17 protein-coding genes and 1 pseudogene are annotated in these 20,612 nt (G+C 72.1%); 10 read left to right on the forward strand and 8 right to left on the reverse strand.

The features are described 5' to 3' along the window. The first annotated feature begins 104 nt into the window (after positions 1–104). From P3T41_RS32895 to P3T41_RS32905, 3 genes are all read left to right on the forward strand, one after another. Positions 105–1,925, forward strand: a complete 1,821-nt coding sequence (locus tag P3T41_RS32895) for a glycoside hydrolase family 15 protein (RefSeq protein ID WP_280694266.1) — start codon at positions 105–107, stop codon at positions 1,923–1,925. Positions 1,926–2,014: 89 nt separating this feature from the next. Next, positions 2,015–2,962: a cyclase family protein gene (locus P3T41_RS32900; RefSeq protein WP_280694267.1), complete on the forward strand. Its 948-nt coding sequence runs from the start codon at positions 2,015–2,017 to the stop codon at positions 2,960–2,962. A 36-nt stretch (positions 2,963–2,998) separates the two neighbouring features. Further along, positions 2,999–4,579, forward strand: coding sequence for a GMC family oxidoreductase (locus tag P3T41_RS32905; protein ID WP_280694268.1), 1,581 nt, complete (start codon positions 2,999–3,001; stop codon positions 4,577–4,579). 21 nt (positions 4,580–4,600) lie between these two features. Here the strand turns inward: P3T41_RS32905 and P3T41_RS32910 are convergent, their stop codons facing one another. Together P3T41_RS32910 and P3T41_RS32915 are read right to left on the reverse strand one after the other, a co-directional pair. Further along, on the reverse strand, positions 4,601–5,407 hold the full coding sequence (locus P3T41_RS32910) for an SDR family oxidoreductase (protein ID WP_280694269.1): 807 nt from the start codon (positions 5,405–5,407) through the stop codon (positions 4,601–4,603). 182 nt (positions 5,408–5,589) lie between these two features. Further along, positions 5,590–6,159, reverse strand: coding sequence for a PadR family transcriptional regulator (locus tag P3T41_RS32915; protein ID WP_280694270.1), 570 nt, complete (start codon positions 6,157–6,159; stop codon positions 5,590–5,592). Positions 6,160–6,244: 85 nt separating this feature from the next. Between P3T41_RS32915 and P3T41_RS32920 the strand changes: the two genes are divergently transcribed. Further along, a complete protein-coding gene (locus P3T41_RS32920; protein WP_280694271.1) occupies positions 6,245–6,676 on the forward strand; it encodes a nuclear transport factor 2 family protein in 432 nt (143 codons plus the stop codon). 49 nt (positions 6,677–6,725) lie between these two features. On the opposite strand, the gene P3T41_RS32925 is transcribed toward P3T41_RS32920, so the two are convergent. Next, a complete protein-coding gene (locus tag P3T41_RS32925) occupies positions 6,726–7,100 on the reverse strand; it encodes a hypothetical protein (RefSeq protein WP_280694272.1) in 375 nt (124 codons plus the stop codon). Positions 7,101–7,224: 124 nt separating this feature from the next. On the opposite strand from P3T41_RS32925, the gene P3T41_RS32930 reads away from it, so the two are divergent. Further along, the gene (locus P3T41_RS32930; RefSeq protein ID WP_280694273.1) at positions 7,225–7,677 is read left to right on the forward strand and encodes a hypothetical protein; all 453 of its coding nucleotides are present in this window, start codon (positions 7,225–7,227) and stop codon (positions 7,675–7,677) included. Between the two features lie 33 nt (positions 7,678–7,710). On the opposite strand, the gene P3T41_RS32935 is transcribed toward P3T41_RS32930, so the two are convergent. The 3 genes from P3T41_RS32935 to P3T41_RS32945 form a co-directional block, all read right to left on the reverse strand. Continuing rightward, entirely contained in the window at positions 7,711–8,820 is a 1,110-nt protein-coding gene (locus P3T41_RS32935; protein ID WP_280694274.1) for a PP2C family protein-serine/threonine phosphatase, read from the reverse strand. A 307-nt stretch (positions 8,821–9,127) separates the two neighbouring features. Next, a complete protein-coding gene (gene fusA / locus P3T41_RS32940; RefSeq protein ID WP_280694275.1) occupies positions 9,128–11,275 on the reverse strand; it encodes an elongation factor G in 2,148 nt (715 codons plus the stop codon). A gap of 386 nt (positions 11,276–11,661) precedes the next feature. Beyond that, on the reverse strand, positions 11,662–12,867 hold the full coding sequence (locus tag P3T41_RS32945) for an aminotransferase class V-fold PLP-dependent enzyme (RefSeq protein WP_280694276.1): 1,206 nt from the start codon (positions 12,865–12,867) through the stop codon (positions 11,662–11,664). Between the two features lie 520 nt (positions 12,868–13,387). Here P3T41_RS32945 and P3T41_RS32950 point away from each other — a divergent pair. The 5 genes from P3T41_RS32950 (at position 13,388) to P3T41_RS32970 (ending at position 17,730) form a co-directional block, all read left to right on the forward strand. Beyond that, positions 13,388–14,662: a S53 family peptidase gene (locus P3T41_RS32950; protein WP_280694290.1), complete on the forward strand. Its 1,275-nt coding sequence runs from the start codon at positions 13,388–13,390 to the stop codon at positions 14,660–14,662. A gap of 378 nt (positions 14,663–15,040) precedes the next feature. Next, positions 15,041–15,472, forward strand: coding sequence for an SSI family serine proteinase inhibitor (locus P3T41_RS32955; RefSeq protein WP_280694277.1), 432 nt, complete (start codon positions 15,041–15,043; stop codon positions 15,470–15,472). 117 nt (positions 15,473–15,589) lie between these two features. Then, positions 15,590–16,036 carry a hypothetical protein gene (locus P3T41_RS32960; protein ID WP_280694278.1) on the forward strand — a complete coding sequence of 149 codons (447 nt, stop codon included), beginning with the start codon at positions 15,590–15,592 and terminating at the stop codon, positions 16,034–16,036. A gap of 102 nt (positions 16,037–16,138) precedes the next feature. After that, on the forward strand, positions 16,139–17,353 hold the full coding sequence (locus tag P3T41_RS32965) for a UDP-N-acetylglucosamine--N-acetylmuramyl-(pentapeptide) pyrophosphoryl-undecaprenol N-acetylglucosamine transferase (RefSeq protein WP_280694279.1): 1,215 nt from the start codon (positions 16,139–16,141) through the stop codon (positions 17,351–17,353). A 155-nt stretch (positions 17,354–17,508) separates the two neighbouring features. Beyond that, positions 17,509–17,730: a hypothetical protein gene (locus tag P3T41_RS32970; protein ID WP_280694280.1), complete on the forward strand. Its 222-nt coding sequence runs from the start codon at positions 17,509–17,511 to the stop codon at positions 17,728–17,730. 155 nt (positions 17,731–17,885) lie between these two features. Here P3T41_RS32970 and P3T41_RS32975 read toward each other — a convergent pair. Then, positions 17,886–18,091: pseudogene (locus P3T41_RS32975) on the reverse strand (IS5/IS1182 family transposase); the annotation flags it as partial. Positions 18,092–18,406: 315 nt separating this feature from the next. After that, positions 18,407–20,398, reverse strand: a complete 1,992-nt coding sequence (locus P3T41_RS32980; protein WP_280694281.1) for an ABC transporter ATP-binding protein — start codon at positions 20,396–20,398, stop codon at positions 18,407–18,409. Positions 20,399–20,612 lie beyond the last annotated feature (214 nt).

The raw sequence follows: 20,612 nt of genomic DNA on the forward strand, positions 1-20,612 counted from the left end.
TCAGCAAGCCGGGCGGCGATCGATCGTGGTATCCGCAGCGCGCCGTGGCGGCCAGGCGGATAGTGGAGAGCGGGGGACGCTCCCGATTCCTGCGGAGACTCAGCATGGACCGCTATCCGCCGATCGCCGACCACGGCCTGGTGGGGGACCTCCAGACCACCGCTCTCATCTCGTCGCAGGGGGTCGTCGACTGGTTCGCGGCTCCCCGCTTCGACTCGCCCAGCATCTTCGCCGCCTTGCTCGACCACGACCGCGGCGGCTACTTCCGGATCGCCCCCGAGCATCCGGAGGCCGCCACCAAGCAGCTGTACTACCCCGACACGGCCATCCTGGTGACCCGCTTCATGTCGCCGGACGGGGTCGGCGAGGTCGTCGACTTCATGGCACCCGACCGCACGGGCACGCCCACCGACCGTCACACCCTGCTGCGCGGTGTCCGGGCCGTGCGCGGCACGGTCCGGTTCTCGCTGGAGTGCCGGCCCCGGTTCGACTACGGCCGCTCCGACCACACCCTCGAACTGCGGCCGGACGGCGCCGTGTTCCGCGCCCCGGGGATGACCGGCCACCTGCAGTGCAGCTTCCCCGTGGGGCGTGACGGCCAGGACGTCCAGGGGGAGGTCACGCTCAACGCCGGCGAGACGGCCGCCGCGGCCTTCACCGTCTGCGCTCCGGACGGCGAGCCACCCGCCCCGCTCACGATCGCCGCGGTCGAGGACCAGCTCGTCGCGGTCGGCGAGTACTGGCAGGCCTGGCTGCGCAGCTCCAGCTACCGCGGGCGCTGGCCGAACATGGTCGCCCGCTCCGCCATCACGCTCAAACTGCTCACCTACCACCCCACGGGCGCCCCGATCGCGGCGGCCACCATGGGCCTGCCCGAGCAGGTCGGCGGCGAGCGCAACTGGGACTACCGCTACACCTGGGTCCGGGACGGCTCGCTCTCCGTGCGGGCCCTGCTGGACCTCGGCTTCGTCGAGGAGGCGACCAGGTTCACCCGCTGGCTGGGCGCCCGGCTGCACGAGCGGGCCGACCTGCCCGGCGAGCGGCTGCAGATCATGTACCGCGTCGACGGCGACCCCGACATCCCCGAGGAGATCCTCCAGCACTTCGAGGGCTACCGGGGCTCGGCCCCCGTCCGCGCCGGGAACGCGGCCATGGACCAGCTGCAGCTGGACATCTACGGCGAGGCCCTCTACGCGCTGTCCGAGGCCCGGCAGGTGGGCGAGCAGCTGGACTACCAGGGCTGGAAGGGACTCGCCACGGCGCTGGACTGGCTCGCCGACACCTGGGACCGGCCGGACGAGGGCATCTGGGAGACCCGCGGTGGACGCAAGGACTTCACCTACAGCCGGGTGATGTGCTGGACCGCCTTCGACCGCGGCATCGCGGCGGCCACCGAGTTCAGCCGGCCCGGCGACACCACGCGCTGGACGGCGGCCCGCGACGCCATCCTCGAGCAGGTCATGACGCGCGGCTGGAGCGAGCAGGAGCAGGCGCTCGTCCAGCACTACGACGGTGACGTGCTCGACGCCTCGCTGCTGCTCGTTCCCCGGGTCGGCTTCCTCGCCGCCAAGAGCCACGGCTGGCTGAGCACGCTGGACGCGATGGACCGCAAGCTCGTCTCCGACAGCCTCGTCTACCGCTACGACCCGGCCGCCTCGCCCGACGGACTGCGCGGCTCGGAAGGGACCTTCAGCCTGTGCACCTTCCTCTACGTCGACGCCATGGCCCGGGCCGGCCGCACGCTCCAGGCGCGGTACGCCTTCGAGAAGATGCACACCTACGCCAACCACGTCGGCCTGTTCGCCGAGGAGATCGGCCCGAGCGGGGAACAACTGGGCAACTTCCCCCAGGCGTTCACCCACCTGTCCCTGATCATGGCCGCCAGCACCCTCGACAAGGCACTCGACCTCGAGCAGCGTCGCTGACGCTCTCCCCGCCCGCTCGCCTTCGCCACGGTCCGGGAGGCCCCCCGTTCCCGGACCGCCGGCCAGGCGTCACACCAGGACCAGGATCGATGGCAGCACACGCAGGATCCAGTGGACCGGCACGGCTCAGCTCGGCCGAGTTCGGCGCCCTGTACCAACGGGTGCGGCGGCAGGCACCTCAGGGGGCGGCCGACCACGGCGCGCTGGACACCATCACCGCGGCGCAGGTGCTGACAGCGGTCGCAGAGGTCCGATCCGGTCGCACGGTCACGCTCGCCGCGCCGGTGGAGACCCGCCCCGGCCCGCACGATCCCGATCCGGCCGAGCACCGGATGACCGGTGCGGTCGCCGGCGCGATCGCGCCGCGCGGGCTGCAGTTCGCCACGGACCGCTTCGCCATGAACGTGCACGGCGACGCCGACAGCCATCTCGACGCGCTCTGTCACGTCATCTATGACGGAACGCTGCACAACGGCGTGCCCGCGAACAGCCTGACGCCGGCCGGCGCGAGCGCGCTCTCGCTGGACGTGACCCGGGACGGGATCGTCGGCCGCGGTGTCCTGCTGGACATTCCGCGCCTGCGCGGGGTGCGGTGGCTGGACCCCGGCGACCATGTGACCGGTGACGAGCTCGAGGCCGCCGAGGCCGCGCAGCATCTCCAGGTGACCCGCGGCGACCTGCTCTTCGTCCGGGTCGGCCACCGCCGCCGCCACCGCGAACTCGGCGCGTGGGACGCGGCGGCGGCCCGTGCCGGGCTGCACCCCACGGCGATGGAGTTCCTGGCACGGCGGCACGTCGCGGTACTCGGCAGCGACGGCAACAACGACACCGCGCCCAGCAGCACGCAGGGCGTCGACTTCCCGGTGCACGTGCTGGCCGTCCACGCCATGGGACTGCACCTGCTGGACTACCTGCAGTTCGAGGACCTGGTGCCGCTCTGCGAGGAGGCGCACCGGTGGTCGTTCCTGTGCGTCATCGCGCCCCTGCGACTGCCCGGGGCCACCGGCGCACCGGTCAATCCGATCGCGATCTTCTGATCACACACTGGCAGCGACTCGAGAACGGGAGCCCTCATGGCCGACGATCGGCACTACGACGTCATCATCATCGGTACCGGAGCGGGCGGCGGCACGCTGGCCCACCGGCTGGCGCCTTCGGGTAAACGCGTCCTGATCCTGGAGCGGGGCGGCTACCTGCCCCGGGAGATCGACAACTGGGACTCCGGCGCGGTGTTCGTCAGGGCCAAGTACCTGGCGCGGGAGACCTGGTACGACAAGCACGGTCACGAGTTCCCGCCGGAGGTCAACTACTACGTCGGCGGCAACACCAAGTTCTACGGCGCCGCCCTGTTCCGGCTGCGCCCCGAGGACTTCGGCGAGCTGCGGCACCACGACGGGATCTCCCCCGCCTGGCCGATCCGCTACGAGGAGCTGGAGCCCTACTACACCCAGGCCGAGCACCTCTACCTGGTGCACGGCAAGCACGGCGAGGACCCCACCGAAGGCCCGGCCAGTGCGCAGTACGCCCACCCGCCGGTGGCGCACGAGCCGCGCATCCAGCAGCTCAGCGACGACCTGGAGAAGCAGGGACTGCACCCCTTCCACCTGCCGATCGGGGTGAACCTCAAGCAGGACGAGAACGGCGGGGCGACCCATGACAGCGTCTGCATCCGCTGCAACCGGGTCGACGGCTTCCCCTGCCTGGTGAACGGCAAGTCCGACGCCCAGGTGATCTGCGTCGACCCCGCGCTGGAACACGACAACGTCAGCATGATCACGGGTGCCAACGTGCGGCGGCTGGAGACCGACCCGGCCGGACGCACCGTCACCAGGGTGGTGGCGGAGCTGGCGGACGGCTCGACCGCGGGCTTTGCCGCCGACGTCGTCGTGGTCGCCTGCGGTGCGGTGAACTCCGCGCTGCTGCTGCTCCGTTCGGCCAACGACCGGCACCCGAACGGCCTCGCCAACAGCTCGGACGTGGTCGGGCGCCACTACATGCGGCACAACAACCTGGCGCTGATGGCGGTTTCGAAGGAGCCCAACCCCACGCTGTTCCAGAAGACCCTGGCGCTCAACGACTGGTACCTCGGCGCGGACGACGTCGACTACCCGCTCGGCGGCATCCAGATGCTCGGCAAGTCGGACGCCGAGCAGATCCGTGGTGAGGCACCGCGGTTGGCCGGCAAGCTCTCTCCGGACATGCCGTTCGAGGTGCTCGCTCACCACGCGGTCGACTTCTGGCTCTGCGGCGAGGACCTCCCGCTGCCCGAGAGCCGGGTGACCCTCGACCGCGACGGGAAGGTCACCCTGTCGCTCGACGAGCAGAACAACACGGCCGGCCTCAGGAAGCTGCAGCAGAAGCTCCAGGGCATGCTCGGGGACCTCGGCATGCACCCGCACCGCCTGCTCGACCACAGCATCTACCTGCACAAGGGCATGCCGATCGGGGCCACCGCCCACCAGGCCGGCACCGTGCGGTTCGGTGACGACCCGCGCAGCTCGGCCCTGGACGTCAACTGCAAGGCCCATGACCTGGACAACCTGTACGTGGTCGACACCGCGTTCTTCCCGAGCATCGGCGCGGTGAACCCCTCGCTGACCGCCATCGCCAACGCGCTGCGGGTCGGCGACCACCTGATCGAGCGGCTGGGCTGAGGGAGGGCTGACCTGCGGTGCTCAGCCGCCGGTGGCGAAGCCGGGGAAGAGCGTCATCCCGCCGTCCACGTAGAGCGTGCTGCCGACCACGTAGTCCAGCAGGTCGGAGGCCACGGCCACGACGGCGTTGGCGATGTCGTCGGGGTCGCCGACCCGGCGGTAGGGGATCAGCCGCAGGAGCTCGGCCTCGGCCTCCGGCGTGTCCCAGGCGCTCTGGTTGATGGGGGTGCGGATCGCGCCGGGGGCGACCGCGTTGACCCGGATCTTCTGCGGCGCGAGCTCCTGGGCGAGCGTCTGCATCATCATGCCGACGCCGCCCTTGGAGGAGGCGTAGTTCACGTGGCCCGACCAGGGAATGATCTGGTGGACCGAGCTCATGCAGATGATCTTTCCGGCGGCCTTGGACACCTCCGGGACGACACCGCGCCGCAGGAACTCCTTGGCCGCCTCCCGGGCGCAGAGGAACTGGCCGGTGAGGTTGACGTCGAGGACCTTGTGCCACTGGGCGGCCGTCATCTCCGTCACCGGCGCGTCCCGCTGCAGGCCGGCGTTGGCGACCATGATGTCGATGGTGCCGAACTCGTCGACCATCCGCGAGACCATCCCGACGACCTGGTCCTCCTGGGACACGTCCGCCTCGTGGGCGTAGGCGCGGACCCCGAAGCCCTTGATCTCCGCGACCACCTTCTCGGCTTCGTCGGCACCGGCCACGTAGTTGACGACGACGTCCGCACCGGCCCGGCCGAGGGCGATCGCGGTCGCCTTGCCGATGCCGGAGTTGGCTCCGGTCACCAGCGCCTTCTGCCCCTGCAACAGCTGCGTGGACATCGCCACACGCTGCTCACCGCTACCACTGACCACGGACTTCTCCCTCGGGACGACGGACGGTCGGCACGCCGGCTCCAACACACCACCCAGGGCCACCCGCAGGGCACACCGGCACGCTCCCGGCGGCCATTCGCGCGGATCTGTCACACGACCGGACGCGCCGAGGATCACGTCGCGGTCATTCAGTGGTCGGCGCGAGTCACCTGCCGTTCCCGCAGGACGGCGGCGATCCGCAGGCACCAGTCCCGGTGCTCCTGCTCGAAGGAGAGGCCGCGCAGGCAGGTCAGGTACGGTCCGATCCGCTCGCCCCGGCGCAGGTACTCCTCCTCGTCCGCATCGCCGCGCAGCTGGCCCAGCAGCTTGCCGAGCAGCTCGATCTTGGCCTCGGCCGCCAGGGCTCGTTCCTCGAGCTGTCCGATCACCGGCCCGGTGCCGATCCGGTCGGCGGCCTGGACCTTGACGAGCAGGTCGTCGCGGATGAACGAGGGCTTCGCGGCGGCTTCGGCGAACTTCTCCAGCTCGGCCCGGCCGGCGTCGGTGACGTGGAAGAGGCGCTTGTTGGGCCGGCTCTCCTGGACCACCTGCCGACCGGCGACCAGCCCCTCCTTCTCCAACCTGGCCAGCTCGGCGTACAGCTGCTGTGGCAGGGCGTGCCAGAAGTTCGCGACGCCGACGTCGAACGCCTTCGCCAGCTGGTATCCGCTGTACTCGCCGTCCAGCAGTGCGGCCAGCACGGCATGTCGCAAGGCCATCGGGGCAGCCCTTCCCTTTCGTGGTCCGTCACTGCATCATAGTCAAGAAAATGACTAGTCATATTCTTGACTACCAGGAGGAACCATGGAGAGTGCCGAACGCTTCCGGGTCGCCGTGGAGCAGGGCGATCTCACCGCGCTGGACGGCCTGTTCACCGAGGACATCCGCTTCTACAGCCCGGTGAAGTTCACCCCCTTCGAGGGCAAGCCCATGGTGCTGGGACTCTTCGGCGTCCTGCTGCGCACCTTCGAGGACTTCCGCTACGTCGGACACTTCGAGGGCGCGGCCGAGACCGGTACCGACGGCAGTCAGGCCCCGTCGGTCATCCTGCCCTTCCGGGCCACCGTGCGGGGCAAGGAGATCCACGGCATCGACCTGCTCCAGCTCGACGAGGCCGGCCTGGTCAAGGAGTTCACCGTGATGGTCCGCCCCCAGTCCGCGGTGCACGTCCTGAGCGAGGCGGTCCTCGCCGGTCTGGTGGCCGACGGCCTCGTCCCCGCACCCCTCGACCGCTAGGGCCTGTCCGGCCGCGCCGACTGCGGAACGCTGCTGACGGAACGTCAGGTCAGGCACGCCGCCCGGCCACCGGGGCGAGCAGCGGCCAGCCGTCCAACTCCTCGGGTGCCGGGTCGTCCGGTTGCCAGCCGCCGGCCAGCGCCGCGTCGAGCAGGGCCCGCACCGTACCCGGCTCGTGCAGGTTCAGCCAGGCGCCTGCCGTGCCGACGGCCCCGGAGGGGACCCATCCGTCGGGGATCAGCCGATCGGGGCCCTCCTCGAAGACGACCAGGACTCGCCCGCGCGCACCGAGGCGGCGGATGGTGAGGACGAGCCGGGCCGGCGCGGGCCGGCCTGGTTCGGCGGGGCGGCCGCCGCCGAGCGACCAGAGGTAGGTCTCGCCGTCGACCGCCAGGCTGCGGGTCCGCTTGCTGATCCGGGGCATCGGCTGGTTCACCTTCCCTGCTGGGAGCTCACACCCGGACAGTAGTCGCTCCGTGCTGCCTCTTCGCGAGGAGATTCCGTCAATCCCGGCCTCCCGGCGGGAGGCGGCCGGTACCCTCGGCGGCGTGGAGCAGAAGATGAATCCCGCCGAGGTGGCGCTGCACGACCAGATCCGCGCGGCCAGTGCGGACGCGGCGGGCCTGGGGGCGACCGAGGGGTGGGGAACGCCGCGCAAGGTCGCCATCGACCAGGCGCCGCAGTGGTACCGCACGGCCTCGGCCACCATGCAGCAGGCGCTGGCGACCGGCGAGCTGACGTTCTGTTCGCACCTCAACGGCGGTCCGCAGCCGGTGGCGCTGCTGGCCGAGGAGCCGAAGCGGTGGTACTGCCTGCCGTGCTTCCGCCGCGCGCAGGCCACCCGCCGGTGTCTGGGGTGCGGGGTGTTCGCCGGTGAACTCACACAGACGGGCGGGCACGAGGACGTGATCCAGGGGCCGGTGGTCACCTACTCGATGGTCCGCTGCCTCCCCTGCTACCAGCGCGGGCAGACGGTGCCGGCCACCTTCGGCCGGGGCTGAGCGGTCGTAGGGTCGGGCCCGCCTGACGAAGCGTCAATAGGTCTGAACCGGTGGCGGGCGACGGCGGCGGGTCACCGCCAGCAGCGCCATGTCGTCGTCGCGCGGCCCGCCGGTCCAGCACTCGACGTCCCGGGCCACGGCGTGCACCAAGTCCAGCGGCGCGGCGCGGTGGCCGAGGGTGGGCAGGCGCGGGGTCGGGTCGTAGAACTCCCCCGCGCTGTTCCTGGCCTCGGTCACCCCGTCGGTGACCAGCAGCAGCGTGTCCCCCACCGCGAATGGCCAGCGATCCGGCACCGGACGCGGGCCGCCGAGCGCGCCCATGCCCAGCGGAAGGCCGGGATCGCGGGCGTCCAGGCGGCGGGCCGGGCCGCCGTCGGCCGGCAGCAGATACGGCCCCGGGTGGCCGCAGTCGAGCAGCCGCAGCTCGTCGCGTTCGGGGTCGAACTCGCCGAGCAGCGCGGTGATGAAACCCTCCATCCGCAGTTCCTCGCTGGCGCGCGCGACCTCGCGGATCAGGGTGTGCTCCACGGCGTCGGCGAGCGCGACCAGATCGGGCGCCCGCTCGGCAGCCTCCCGGAAGACGCCGAGCAGCACCGAAACCGCCGTCACCGCCTGCAGGCCCTTGCCCCGGACGTCCGCGATCAGCACCCGGACGCCGAACGGGGTCTCCTGAACGGCATACGCGTCGCCGCCGATCAGCGCCTCCGTCTGGGCCGCGCTGTAGTGGGTGGCCACGCTCAGCGGTCCCACCTCGGGCGGTGGGACAGGCAGCACCGCCTGCTGCGCCGCCCGCGCCACCGACCGCACCGTCCGCAGCCGACGCCCGTGCCGGGCGACCACCTGGTTGACCCAGAGGCCCACGGCGACGGCGACGAGCGTGTTCACCAGTTCGAGGTAGCCGTTGTCGTTGCTGACCGAACCGTCATGGGCGGTCAGCACGACGATCCCCAGGAAGATGGCGGCGCCGACGACCACGGTGTCGCGCAGCGTGAGGAGCGCGCCCGCCAGCACGGCCGCCGCCGCCAGCATCGGGTCGCCCCAGTACTCGGCGGGGGCCAGGAAGTTCCAGGTGAGCCCGCCGACGATCAGGGCCCACGGGGCGAACCGCACGTAGCGGGGCAGTCGTAAGGCCTTCGACGCCATGGCGACCACGATCCATCGGAGGGGTGGGGGCCATACCGATTTTATCGGTCTGTCGACTTGCCGGCCGGGCGCAGGCGAGGCACCGGCGCGAGGCCGGGTCTCGCCGCTGATTCTCAGCGGCGAGACCCGGTCCGGGCCGGCGCTAGGACCTGTACGGCGGATCTTTTCGGGCCCGCGACGCCGGGCATCCCGGCTGGACGCACGCCCGAATCGCCCAAGTACGTCCAGTACGAGGACGACTCGGGCGCACGCCCAGCCGGGCGCCCAACGCCGCGGGCTCATCCGAAAAGATCCGCCGTACAGGCCCCTAGCGGGCGCGCACGCCCTCGGCGAGCCCGCTCGGCACCGGGGCGTACCCGGCGGGCCGGGTGGTGAAGGTGCCCCGGCCCTGGGTACGGCCGCGCAGCCGGGTCGCGTAGCCGAACAGCTCGGCCAGCGGCACCGTCGCGGTGACCTGCGCCGTGCCGCCCCGCGAGGTCTGGCCCGCGATCCGGCCGCGCCGGGCGGCCAGGTCGCCGAGCACCGCGCCCACGGCGTCGTCCGGGACAGTGACCGTGACCTCGGCCATCGGTTCCAGCAGCACCATCTCGCTGGCCCGCAGCGCCGCACGGAGCGCGAACCGGCCCGCCGTCCGGAACGCCAGCTCCGAGGAGTCCTTGCTGTGGGTGGCCCCGTCGGTCAGGGTGACCCGCAGCCCGGTGACCGGATGGCCACCGAGCGGACCCTCGGCCAGCGCGTCCCGGCAGCCGGCTGCCACCGCACGCACGTACTCCTGCGGCACCCGGCCGCCGATGACGGTGGAGCCGAACGCGAACTCCGCCGCAGCATCAACCCCCTCCGCCGCGACAGCCGCATCGGTCGCGTCGGCCGGCTCGGCAGCCAGCGGTGCCACGTCGATGACGACATGCGCGAACTGCCCGGCGCCGCCGTCCTGCTTGACGTGCCGGTACACCAGCCCGGAGACCCCACGGACCACCGTCTCCCGGTAGGACACCTGCGGCCGGCCGACGCCCACCTCCAGCCCGTGGGCGCGGCGCAGCTTCTCCACCGCGACCTCCAGGTGCAGCTCGCCCATCCCCGACAGCACGGTCTGCCCGGTCTCGGGGTCGGTGCGGACCACCAGCGACGGGTCCTCCTCGACCAGCCGGGCCAGCGCCGACGCCAACCGCTCGGTGTCGGCGCTCCGACGGGCCTCGATGGCCACCGAGACGACCGGATCGGCCGCCGTCGGCGGTTCGAGGATCAGCGGCGCGGACGGCGTGCAGAGGGTGGCACCGGCGCGGGCGGCCTTGGGGCCGACCACCGCGACGATGTCCCCGGCCACCGCCCGTGCCACCTCGAAGTGGCGGTCGGCCTGCACGCGCAGGATCCGCGCGATCCGCTCGGTGCGCTTCGCGCCCACGTCCAGCACCGCCTCTCCCTTGCCCAGCGTTCCCGAGTACACCCGCAGGAAGGTCAGCCGCCCGGTGGGCGCCGCCTGCACCTTGAAGACCAGCGCCGCGAACGGCGCCGCCGGATCGGCCGCCCGCTCCTGCGCCGTACCGCCCGGGTCCGCCACCGTGCCGCGCACCGGCGGCACGTCGAGCGGCGAGGGCAGGTACGCCACCGCGGCATCGAGCAGCGGCTCGATCCCCCGGTTGCGGTACGCGGAGCCGCAGAGCACCACGACACCCGCACCGGTGCGGGTCACCTCGCGCAGCGCCGCCGTGAGCGTGCGTTCCGCGAGGGCCCCGGTGGCGCAGAACTCCTCCAGCGCCTGCGGGTCCAGCTCCGCCACCGCTTCCTCCAGCAGCCGGCGCCGACGGGCCGCCTCCTCCAGCAGGTCCGCCGGCACCGGCACCTCGGCGACCGTGCTCCGGCCGTCGGGCCACTCCAGGGCGCGCATCCGGACCAGGTCGACCACGCCGGTGAAGCCGTCCTCCCGGCCGATCGGCAACTGCACCACCAGCGGTACGGTGCGCAGCCGCTCCCGGATCGAGGCGACCGCCGTGTCCAGCTCCGCCCCGGCCCGGTCCAGCTTGTTGACGAAGGCGATCCTCGGCACCCCGTGCCGGTCGGCCTGCCGCCAGACCGACTCGCTCTGCGGCTCGACCCCGGCGACGGCGTCGAACACCGCGATCGCGCCGTCCAGCACGCGAAGCGAGCGCTCCACCTCGTCGGCGAAGTCCACGTGACCCGGGGTGTCGATCAGGTTGACCCGGTGGCCGTCCCAGTCGCAGCTGGCCGCCGCGGCGAAGATGGTGATGCCGCGTTCCCGTTCCTGCGGGTCGAAGTCGGTGACGGTCGTGCCGTCGTGGACCTCACCGCGCTTGTGCGTGGTGCCGGCCAGAAACAGGATCCGCTCCGTGACGGTGGTCTTGCCGGCGTCGACGTGGGCGAGGATGCCCAGATTGCGCACGGTGGCAAGGGGGTTGACGGACTGCTGGTTTGGGGACTGGTGCAGGTCGGTACGCACGGCCGATGGCCTTTCCTGGTGATTCCGCTAGCGGGCGGCGCGATTCACCGGGCGATGCGGCCTCCGTTGAGGCCGCACGCGTTCCCCCGCGCCGGCGTCGGCAGGCGGGCAGGGGTCAGGCGTTCGCCACGGTCATCCGGTGCCGGCCGCGCAGCGGGCACCGGAGGGGCGAAGACACCGGAATCACCTCGGAGAGCGACGAGGGGACGACGGCAGCGATGCGCTCACGCATGGCCGGGCCCCCTTCTCGTCGCGGGCGCACCGCCGTTCGGTTCGGCGGTGCGCGATCTGAGAGCGAGTGTAGGCACGCCGCGCGGCCGCCGAAAGCGAATTACCTGCCTGATCTGACAGCGCGTCAGACCACCGACGGCCGGACCGGACAGGCCCTACCCGCGACCCGGCAGCGCCTCGCAGAGCCGGTCGAGCTCCTCCTCGGTGTTGTAGTAGTGCACGGAGGCGCGAACCAGGGAGTCGAGCCCGCGCGCTTCGAGGTCCCAGCGGGCGGAAGTCACCACGGAGACCGACACGTTGATCTGCCGGGCCTGGAGATCCTGGGCGATCCGGTGGCTGTCCCGGCCCTCGACGGTGAAGGAGACGATGCCGCTCTGCCGAGTACCGCGATCCTGGACGCGCACGCCGGGCAGGGCGCGCAGGCGCGTTCGCAGGGCGTCGGCGAGGTGGGTGACCCGGGCTTCGATGGCGTCCAGTCCCAGGTCGAGGGCGTAGTCGACGGCGACGCCGAGGCCGATCTTCCCGGCGTACGAGGTCTCCCAGGTCTCGAACCGGCGGGCGTCCGCGCGCACCTGGTAGCTGTCGGCGGTGGTCCAGGTCGCCGCGTGCAGGTCCAGGAACGGCGGCTCCAGGCTCTCGCGGATGCGCGGTGAGCAGTAGAGGAAGCCGGTGCCGCGCGGGCCGCGGAGGAACTTGCGGCCGGTCGCGGTGAGCAGGTCGCAGCCGATCTCGCCCACGTCGACCGGCAGTTGGCCGACCGACTGGCAGGCGTCCAGCAGGTAGGTGATGCCCGCCTCGCGGGCCACCTTGCCGATCTCGGCCGCCGGGTTGACCAGTCCGCCCTGGGTGGGGACATGGGTGACGGCGATCAGCTTGACCCGCTCGTCGACCAGTCGCCGCAGCGCGTCGACGTCCAGGGCCCCGGTCTCGTCGTCGGGCACCACCTCGACCTGGACACCGTGCCGGCGGGCGGTCTGCAGGAGGGCGATCGCGTTGCTCGCGTACTCGGCACGCGAGGTCAGGATCCGGTCCCCCGGGGCCCAGGGCAGCGCGTAGAAGCCCATGTCCCAGGCTCGGGTGGCGTTCTCCACCACCGCGATGTCCTCGCGGGCCGCGCCCACCAGCCGGGCCAGTGCGTCATAGGTGTGCTCGACCCGGTCGGCCCGCGCGACGGCCGCCTCGTACCCCCCGATCTCCTCCTCCAGCCGCAGGTGCTCCACCACCGCGTCGACCACCGGACGGGGCTGCAGGGCCGCCCCGGCGTTGTTCAGATGCGTGACCCGCGCGCAGCCCGCCGTGTCCCGCCGCACCCGTTCGACGTCGATCCCTGCCGTCCCTGCTGTCCCTGCTGTCCCTGCCATCCCCGTCGTCCCCACCGTCGCCTCCGGCACCTCGGCTGTCCACGCATACTCCGACTTCCCCAGAACGCTCCAGCCCATGCCGTTGTCCCCACGTGCACCTGCCGGTTCCAACGGCTGACTCGACGCCGCCCCCACATCGGGCTGACCACGCCGACCAGCACCACCGCGAAGGCGATCGGCCGGCGCTCACCCGACGCGACCGCGAGGCCGGCCCGGGATCCGACCTGGGATCCGGCCTGGGATCCGGCCTGGGATCCGACGGAGCGTCAGCTGTGCGTAGCACCGGTGCAGGTCCAGGCTTGATCGACGGTCAGGTGAGGGGATTCTGTGAGTTTCCTGGGAGCCCCATTGTTGTCATGCCCACGCGCCCCTACTCTCTTGCCAAGCCGCTCAGTTGACCCGGCCCCTGACGACGGCACACCGTCAGCGACCGTGCGCGGCCGGCCCGAGGGCACCCCACGCCCGAAGGGCCTCACCCCCACTGGTGCACCCGCAGAGGAGCACGTTTTTGCGTACCCCCATGAACCCGAAGGTCCGGCGTACCACGCTGGCCCTCACCGCCGCGACGGGCCTGGCGATCGCCGGACTCGGGATCGGCAGCCAGGCCGCGTCCGCCACCGCGGCCACGGCCGACCACGCTCACCACAACGTGACGTTCACCCGGTCCTGCGCGGTTCCGCAGCACGCCGGCTACCTGGCCTGCAACGCCCTGCGGGTCACCGGCGGGAGCACCGTCAAGACCCGGCTGGCGCACCCGGCCGGCACCCGGACCGCCCAGGCCCAGGCCGACGCCTCGGTGTCCGGCTACGGTCCGGCCGACATCCAGGGCGCCTACAACCTGGCCAGTGCGGCCGCCGCCAACGGAGCCGGCGAGACGGTGGCGATCGTCGACGCCCAGGACGACCCGAACGCCGAGTCCGACCTGGCCGCCTACCGCAGCCAGTTCGGCCTGCCCGCCTGCACCTCCGCCGGCGGCTGCTTCACCAAGGTGGACGAGAACGGCGGGACCAACTACCCCTCCCCCGACTCCGGTTGGGCCGGCGAGATATCCCTCGACCTGGACATGGTCAGCGCCACCTGCCCGAACTGCCACATCCTGCTGGTCGAGGCCAGCACGGCCAGCACCCAGGACCTCGGCACCGCGGTGAACCAGGCGGTCTCGCTGGGCGCCAAGTTCGTCTCCAACAGCTACGGCGGCTCGGAGTCGTCGGACGAGACGTCGGCCGACAGCTCGTACTACAACCACCCGGGTGTCGCGATCACCGCCTCGGCGGGTGACAGCGCCTACGGCGTGGAGTACCCGGCGGCCTCCCCGTACGTGACCTCGGTCGGCGGCACCTCGCTGACCCAGGACTCCAGCGCGCGCGGCTGGAGCGAGTCGGTCTGGGGCACCAGCGCCACCGAGGGCACCGGCTCGGGCTGCTCCGCCTACGAGGCCAAGCCGAGCTGGCAGACCGACAGCGGCTGCGCCAACCGGACGGTGGCCGACGTCTCCGCGGTCGCCGACCCGGCCACCGGTGTCGCCGTGTACGACACCTACGGCGCCTCCGGCTGGAACGTCTACGGCGGCACCAGTGCCTCCTCGCCGATCATCGCCAGCGTCTACGCGCTGGCCGGCAACCCCGGCGCGAACACCACGCCGGCCGCCGACCTGTACGCCAACCCGTCCGCGCTGAACGACGTCACCACCGGCTCCAACGGTAGCTGCGGCTCCTACCTGTGCACCGCCGGCCCGGGCTACGACGGCCCCACCGGCCTCGGCACGCCGAACGGCACCGGGGCGTTCAGCGGCTGATTCGCCGTTGCTCCACCGTTCCGCCCGAACCACCCGAACCACCGGCCATCGCGCGGGACACCCCACGGTCTCGCGCGGTGGCCGGCTGCCGTTGACGGCCCGTCACTCGGGGTGGAGCGGCGCTCGACGGATGGTGGCCATCTCGGCCGTTCGGGCGTGGCCGACTCGCCGAACCGACGCTGCGGGCGCGGTCGGCGTGCCGGAGACGGGTGGGACGGGAGATGAGTCGCGGGAAGCGCGAGGTGGCGGCGAGGACGGAAACCGGCCATCGGGACGGTGGCCGGTGGTGGCTGTCCGGCGTCGTTCGATTACGGTCATGACAACTTCCTGTGGTGATACTGCCGAGTCCGTTCGGACAGTCGACCAAAGGAGTTCGATATGCGTACTCGTCGTGTCCTCATGACAGCCCTCGGCGCCGTCGCCACCGCCACCCTGCTGGCCGGCGGCGCACTGCCCGCCGCCGCCGAGACCGGGGCGGCCGCCACCACCGCCGGTCCCGACCTGCTGATCCTCACGGTGGCGCCGACCGGCCCGAACACCACGACGGCGGACCACACGGTGACCCTCGACTGCGGCGACACGCAGCCGGCCGGGGACCACCCCGAGGCACTGGCCGCCTGCGCGGACCTGGCCGACGCGCAGGGTGACTTCGCCGCCCTGACGCCGTCGCACGTCTTCTGTCCGGATCTCTACCTGCCGGTGACCGCCACCGCCGTGGGCGTGTGGGGCGGTCAACCCATCGTGTACCAGCAGACGTTCACCAACGGGTGTTCGCTGCGGCGGGTGACCGGGCACGTCTTCGCGTTCTGAGCCGGGCTCGGGAGCGACGAGCGCGGTCGGTGCGGCCGGTCCGGGTCTTCGGACCGCCGGGCGCCGGCCGTGCTCAGCGCGACATTTCCCTTATCCGGTGATCGATACGATCGTCAGGTGTATGAGCTTCGGATGACGCTGGCCGCCCATGAGAGGACGCTCCGGCGTTGGCTGCCCACCGCGTTCCGTGCGGCCGGCTTCCTGCTGCTGCCGTGGATCGTGGTGCTCGCGATGGACGTGCGGGGCCACTTCGGCGCGCGGAACCTCTCCAACGCCTGGGTCTGGCTAGACGTGATGGAGGTGGCCGCGCTGTTCCTGCTGGCCTCCCTGGTCCGCCGAGGCCACCGCGCCACCAGCCCGGTGGCCTCGGCCACCGCGGTGCTGCTCGGCATGGACGCCTTCTTCGACCTGTGGTCGGCCCACCGCGGCTCGTCCTACCAGCTCGCCCAGGTGCTGGCGTACTTCGCCGAACTGCCCAGTGCGGCGGTGCTCGGCGTGCTCTCCTGGTACTCGCTGGCCTGGGTCGCGGCGCCGGCGCGGCGACCGGACCCGGCGCGCCGCTGAGCGGTCGACCCGGCTGACCCAGGTGGTGAAGACACCTCAGCCGCCGGCCTGTTGCCTGCTATCGTCCGCGTTGTCCCGGTACGGCCAGTTTGGGAGCCCGCTGTGAACGCCGACATCGACCGTCTTCCCCCGCCAGGCTTCCGGCTGTTGGTCACCGGCGGTGGCACGGGTGGCCACACCTACCCGGCCCTCACAGCGGTCCGGACGCTGCAGGCACGGCTGCAGGCAGCAGGCCGGGCCCTGGACGTGCTGTGGGTCGGCACGGCCGAAGGCCTCGAAGCCCGGGTCACGTCCACCGAGCAGATCCCCTTCGCCACGGTGGCCACGGGCAAGGTCCGGCGCTCCAGCAACCCGCTGAAGCTCGCCTCGCCGGCCAACATCAAGGACATGGGGCGGGTGCCGCTGGGTGTGGCGCAGGCCCGCTCGATCGTGGCCGACTTCCGGCCGGACGTGGTGCTGGCCACGGGCGGGTACGTGGCGGTGCCGGTGAGCCTGGCGGCCCGGATGTGCCGCCGTCCGCTGGTGGTGCACGAGCAGACGGTGCGCCTGGGGCTGGCCAACCGGTCACTGGCCCGGGCGGCGACGCGGTTCGCGGTCTCCTCGGAGTCGACACTCGACTTCCTTCCGGAAGCGGCCCGCAGGACGGCGGTGGTCACCGGGAACCCGGTGCGCCCGGAGGTGCTGTCCGGTCATGCGGAGAAAGCGGTCCAGGCGCTCGGCCTGTGGGAGTTCGACCGTGCTCGCCCCACCGTGTACGTCACGGGCGGCGCGCAGGGCTCGCAGCAGATCAACGGCCTGGTGCGGGACGTCCTGCCGTGGCTGCTGACCAACGCCAACGTCGTCCACCAGTGCGGCCCCGCGCATGAGGAGAACCTGCGGCGAGTGGCTGCGACCCTTCCCGGCGACCTGGCAGCCCGCTATCTGGTCACCGGTTTCGTCGGCCCGGAACTGCCCGATGTCCTCGCGCTGGCCGACGTGGTGATCTCCCGCAGCGGCGCGGGCACGATCGCCGAACTGACCGCACTGGGAAAGGCGTCCGTGCTGATCCCGCTGGCAACCTCGGCCGGGAACGAGCAGGAGCACAACGCCCGCCACTTGCAGGACTCCGGCGCGGCGGTGGCCCTGCTCGGCCAGGCGACGCCCGACACCCTGCGCGACGCGGTCGCCCCGCTGCTCGCGGATCCGGCCCGCCGCGCGGACATCGCGCAGCGGGCCCGGTCGCACGGCCGGCCTGACGCGGCGGACCGGCTGGTGGACGTCCTGCTGGCCGTCGCGGCCGATGGCCGGCACGTCCAGACCCGCTCTTTCGGATCTTGAGGTGCACGGCTGGCACTTCCATCTCCTGGGGCTGGAAGTGCCCCGACCTTGTAAGCCTGTCGATCCCTGCGGGCGAAGTCCTGGGCCTGTCCGGTGGGTGGGCGAAGGCGTAATCCGGTGGCCACCTTCCTCGTCACGTCCCTAGGGTCGCTGGGGTGACTCATCACACGGTTGACCCGGCGACGATCACGCCGGAGATGGCTGCTCAGATCCGCACGTGGCGATGCGATGAGGACTACTCCTGGCGCGCTGTGGCCCAGGCCGCGTCCGACCTGTGGGGCTCCGAGTGGGGCAGCAACCAACTCTTCGGCGAAGACCTCTGCGTGGCCGCAGCGAAGCTGCTGGGCGAAAACCCCTACCGGGATCCGTGGAACTGACGCTCGTCAGATGGCTCCTCTCGGATCATCGAGCGGACCAGATGAAGATGCCCGCGATGTGGAGTCCCGCCTGGAAGACGGTGCACGACGGGCCGGGTGCGCGGCCGGCCGATTGCCCTGGGTACGCGCTGGGCGGCCATGACGTGCTCGAAAGCAGGTGCGTCACCGGCCTGGCCAGGTGTGAGGCGGAAGCACAACGGGCGGCAGCGGCCGTCCACGGCGAGGTGGATCTTCGTCGTCAGCCCGCCGCGCGAGCGCCCGATGGCATGGCGGTCGGGCTCGCCAGCCGGGGCCCCTTTTGACGGGCCCCGGCCGCGTTCTGGTGGGCGCACACGATGGTGGAGTCGACCGAGACGACCCAGCCGAGATGTTCGTCGGCGTAAGCGAGGGCCGCGCTCTGGGACTGCCAGGAGTCGGAGCTGTCGCCGATGCGATCGCCGTGGGGGACGTGGGTGGCCGAGACGTTGACGAACAGGAAGAGCACCTGGTCGGCGCGGTTGGCGGCGACATCGAGGGCGTGTTCGACCTGGTAGCGGGTGGAGTCGGGCTCGGGCGAGCAGAACTCCGGCCGCCAGTAGCCCTCAATCACGTTGATCGGACCTTCTCGGCGGCGGCACGCCGGATCTCGGCCGTCGCCCGAAGCACGGCAGCCGAGACCCAGCCCTGACGGTCGCTACTACTCGCCGGCCGCCCGCTGGCTCGGCACCGCGCGGTCGCGCTGGAGGTCCAGCAGTTCACGGAAGAGGCCGTCCGGTTGGGCGGCCAACTCCGGCCAGCTGCCGGTCTGTACGATGCGCCCCTGGTCCAGCACGATCACCCGGTCCGCCACCGCCGCGTTGGCGATGTTGTGCGTGACCAGGAGGGTGATCCGGTCGGGCGCGAAGGCCCGCAGGGCGTGCAGGATCTTGTGCTCGGCCCTGGGGTCGAGGTCGGAGGTCGGCTCGTCGAGGATCAGCAGGCCGGGGTTGAGTGTGCTGCGGTAGAGGGCGCGGGCCACCGCCGCGCGCTGCCAGCCGCCGCCGGACAGTTCGGCGCCGCCCAGCCAGCCCTGGGCGAGCAGGGTGCGCCAGCCGGAGCGCAGCCGGGCCACCACCTCGTCGAAACCGGTGTGCGCCGCCGCCCGCTGCACTTCGGCCATCAGGTCCTCGGTGAGGTGTCCGAGGTGGACGTTCTCGGCGGCGGGCAGTGGCCAGCGGGCGAACTCCTGCGGGACCCGGGCGACCCGGCGCCACATGCCGTCGGCGTCCAACTCCTCGACGGGCACGCCGTCCCAGGTGATCTGCCCGGTCTGCGGCAGGTAGAGCCCGGCCAGGTGTTTGAGCAGGGTGGACTTGCCGCTGCCGTTCTGCCCGATCACGGCGACCACCTCGCCGCGTCGCAGTGTCATGCTGACGTCGCGCAGTGCGGGTTCCTGCTGCTCGCCCGGGTAGGTGTGGCAGAGCGCCTTGATCTCGACCAGTTCGGGGGCGGGCGGGATGATCGAACCGCGCTGGATCCGGTGGCCGCCGGCCTCGTCCAGGAACCTGAAGTAGTCGTCCAGGTAGAGGCCGGTGCGGTAGAGCCGGGCACCGTTGCCGACCATGCCCTGCACGCCGTTGGAAGCGGTGCGCAGCGCGAAGGTGGCGGCTCCGGCGGCGGCCAGGTCGATCCGGCCGCTGGCGACCAGGAAGAGCAGGACGCCCCAGATCAGCGCGCTCCCGGCGCCGGTGCCGAGCGCCGCCAGCAGCGACACCTTCGCCGCCTTGCGGGTGGCCTGGTCGGTCGCCGCGACGATCCTGGCCTCGGCCTGCCGGTACTTCGCCATCATGAACGGCGTCACCTGGTCGGACCGGACCTGGTCGGCGCGGCCCTTGTCGATCAGGAACCAACGGTAGATCCGCAGGGCCTGCCGCTCCTCGTTGGTGGTGACGGCGGCGAGGTAGTGGATCCGCGCGGTGCGCACGGCCGCGATGCCGGAGGGCACCGAGCCGAGCAGCAGGAACGGGACCAGCCAGGGGTGCAGGGTGGCCAGCACGCCGGCCGCCGCGACCAGCGAGACCGTGGAGGCGATCACGTCCTGGGCGTTGGAGAGCAGGTCGGGCGTGGTGGCCGCGCCCCGGTCGGCGGACTCCCACTGCTCGGCGTAGGACGGTTCGTCGTATGCCTTCAACTCGGCGGCGCAGCCGGCGGCGATCAGCGCGAGGTCAGCCTCCCGGTTGATCCGCGGTGCCACTTTGGTCGACAGGCTGGTCACGGTGATGCCGAGCACCGCACGCAGGGCGGTGGCCGCGCTGAGCACCGCCAGCGACGGGGCGGCGTGGCGCAGGTGGAGGCCGACCGGGCCGGGGACCAGCAGGGCGCCGAGCGTGCCGGTGGTGGCGTACAGGGCGAGCGCGCCGAAGATCCCGGAGAGCAGCTGGCAGCAGAGCAGCAGCACCGTGGCGGTGCGGTCGGCGTGCCAGGCCAGGGCGAGGGCGCGGCGGACGAGTTGGGGCAGGCGGCGCACCATCGCGGCGGCCGAGACCGACTCGCCGGCCCGGCGGCGGTTGTCGCCGTGGAAGTGCGCCCGGATCTGCTCGCCTGGCTCGGGCTCGTCGGGCTCCCGCTGTGGCTGGTCTGGCTGGTCGGGCTCGGGCCGGCCGGTGTCGTCGGTCGCGGCCTGCTCGGTCCTGACGGCGTGTTCGGACACAGTGCTCCCCTGGTTCGGTGGACTGACGGCAGCTGCTGGCACCGCTCGGGCGGGGCGGGCGGGCCGGGTGCGGTCCCCGATCCTGGCAGCGCCGCGACCGGCCCCTCGGCGTGTCCCGCCAGGTCTCACTCGATCCGGGCGAATACGTGTCCGCGTCGGCGAGTTGGTGGCAGTGGATCTCCGCGACGGTCACCCCCGCGCCTGCGTGGCGGCC

It is taken from the genome of Kitasatospora sp. GAS204B (genome assembly GCF_029892155.1).
In the GTDB taxonomy this organism is placed as follows: Bacteria; Actinomycetota; Actinomycetes; order Streptomycetales; family Streptomycetaceae; genus Kitasatospora.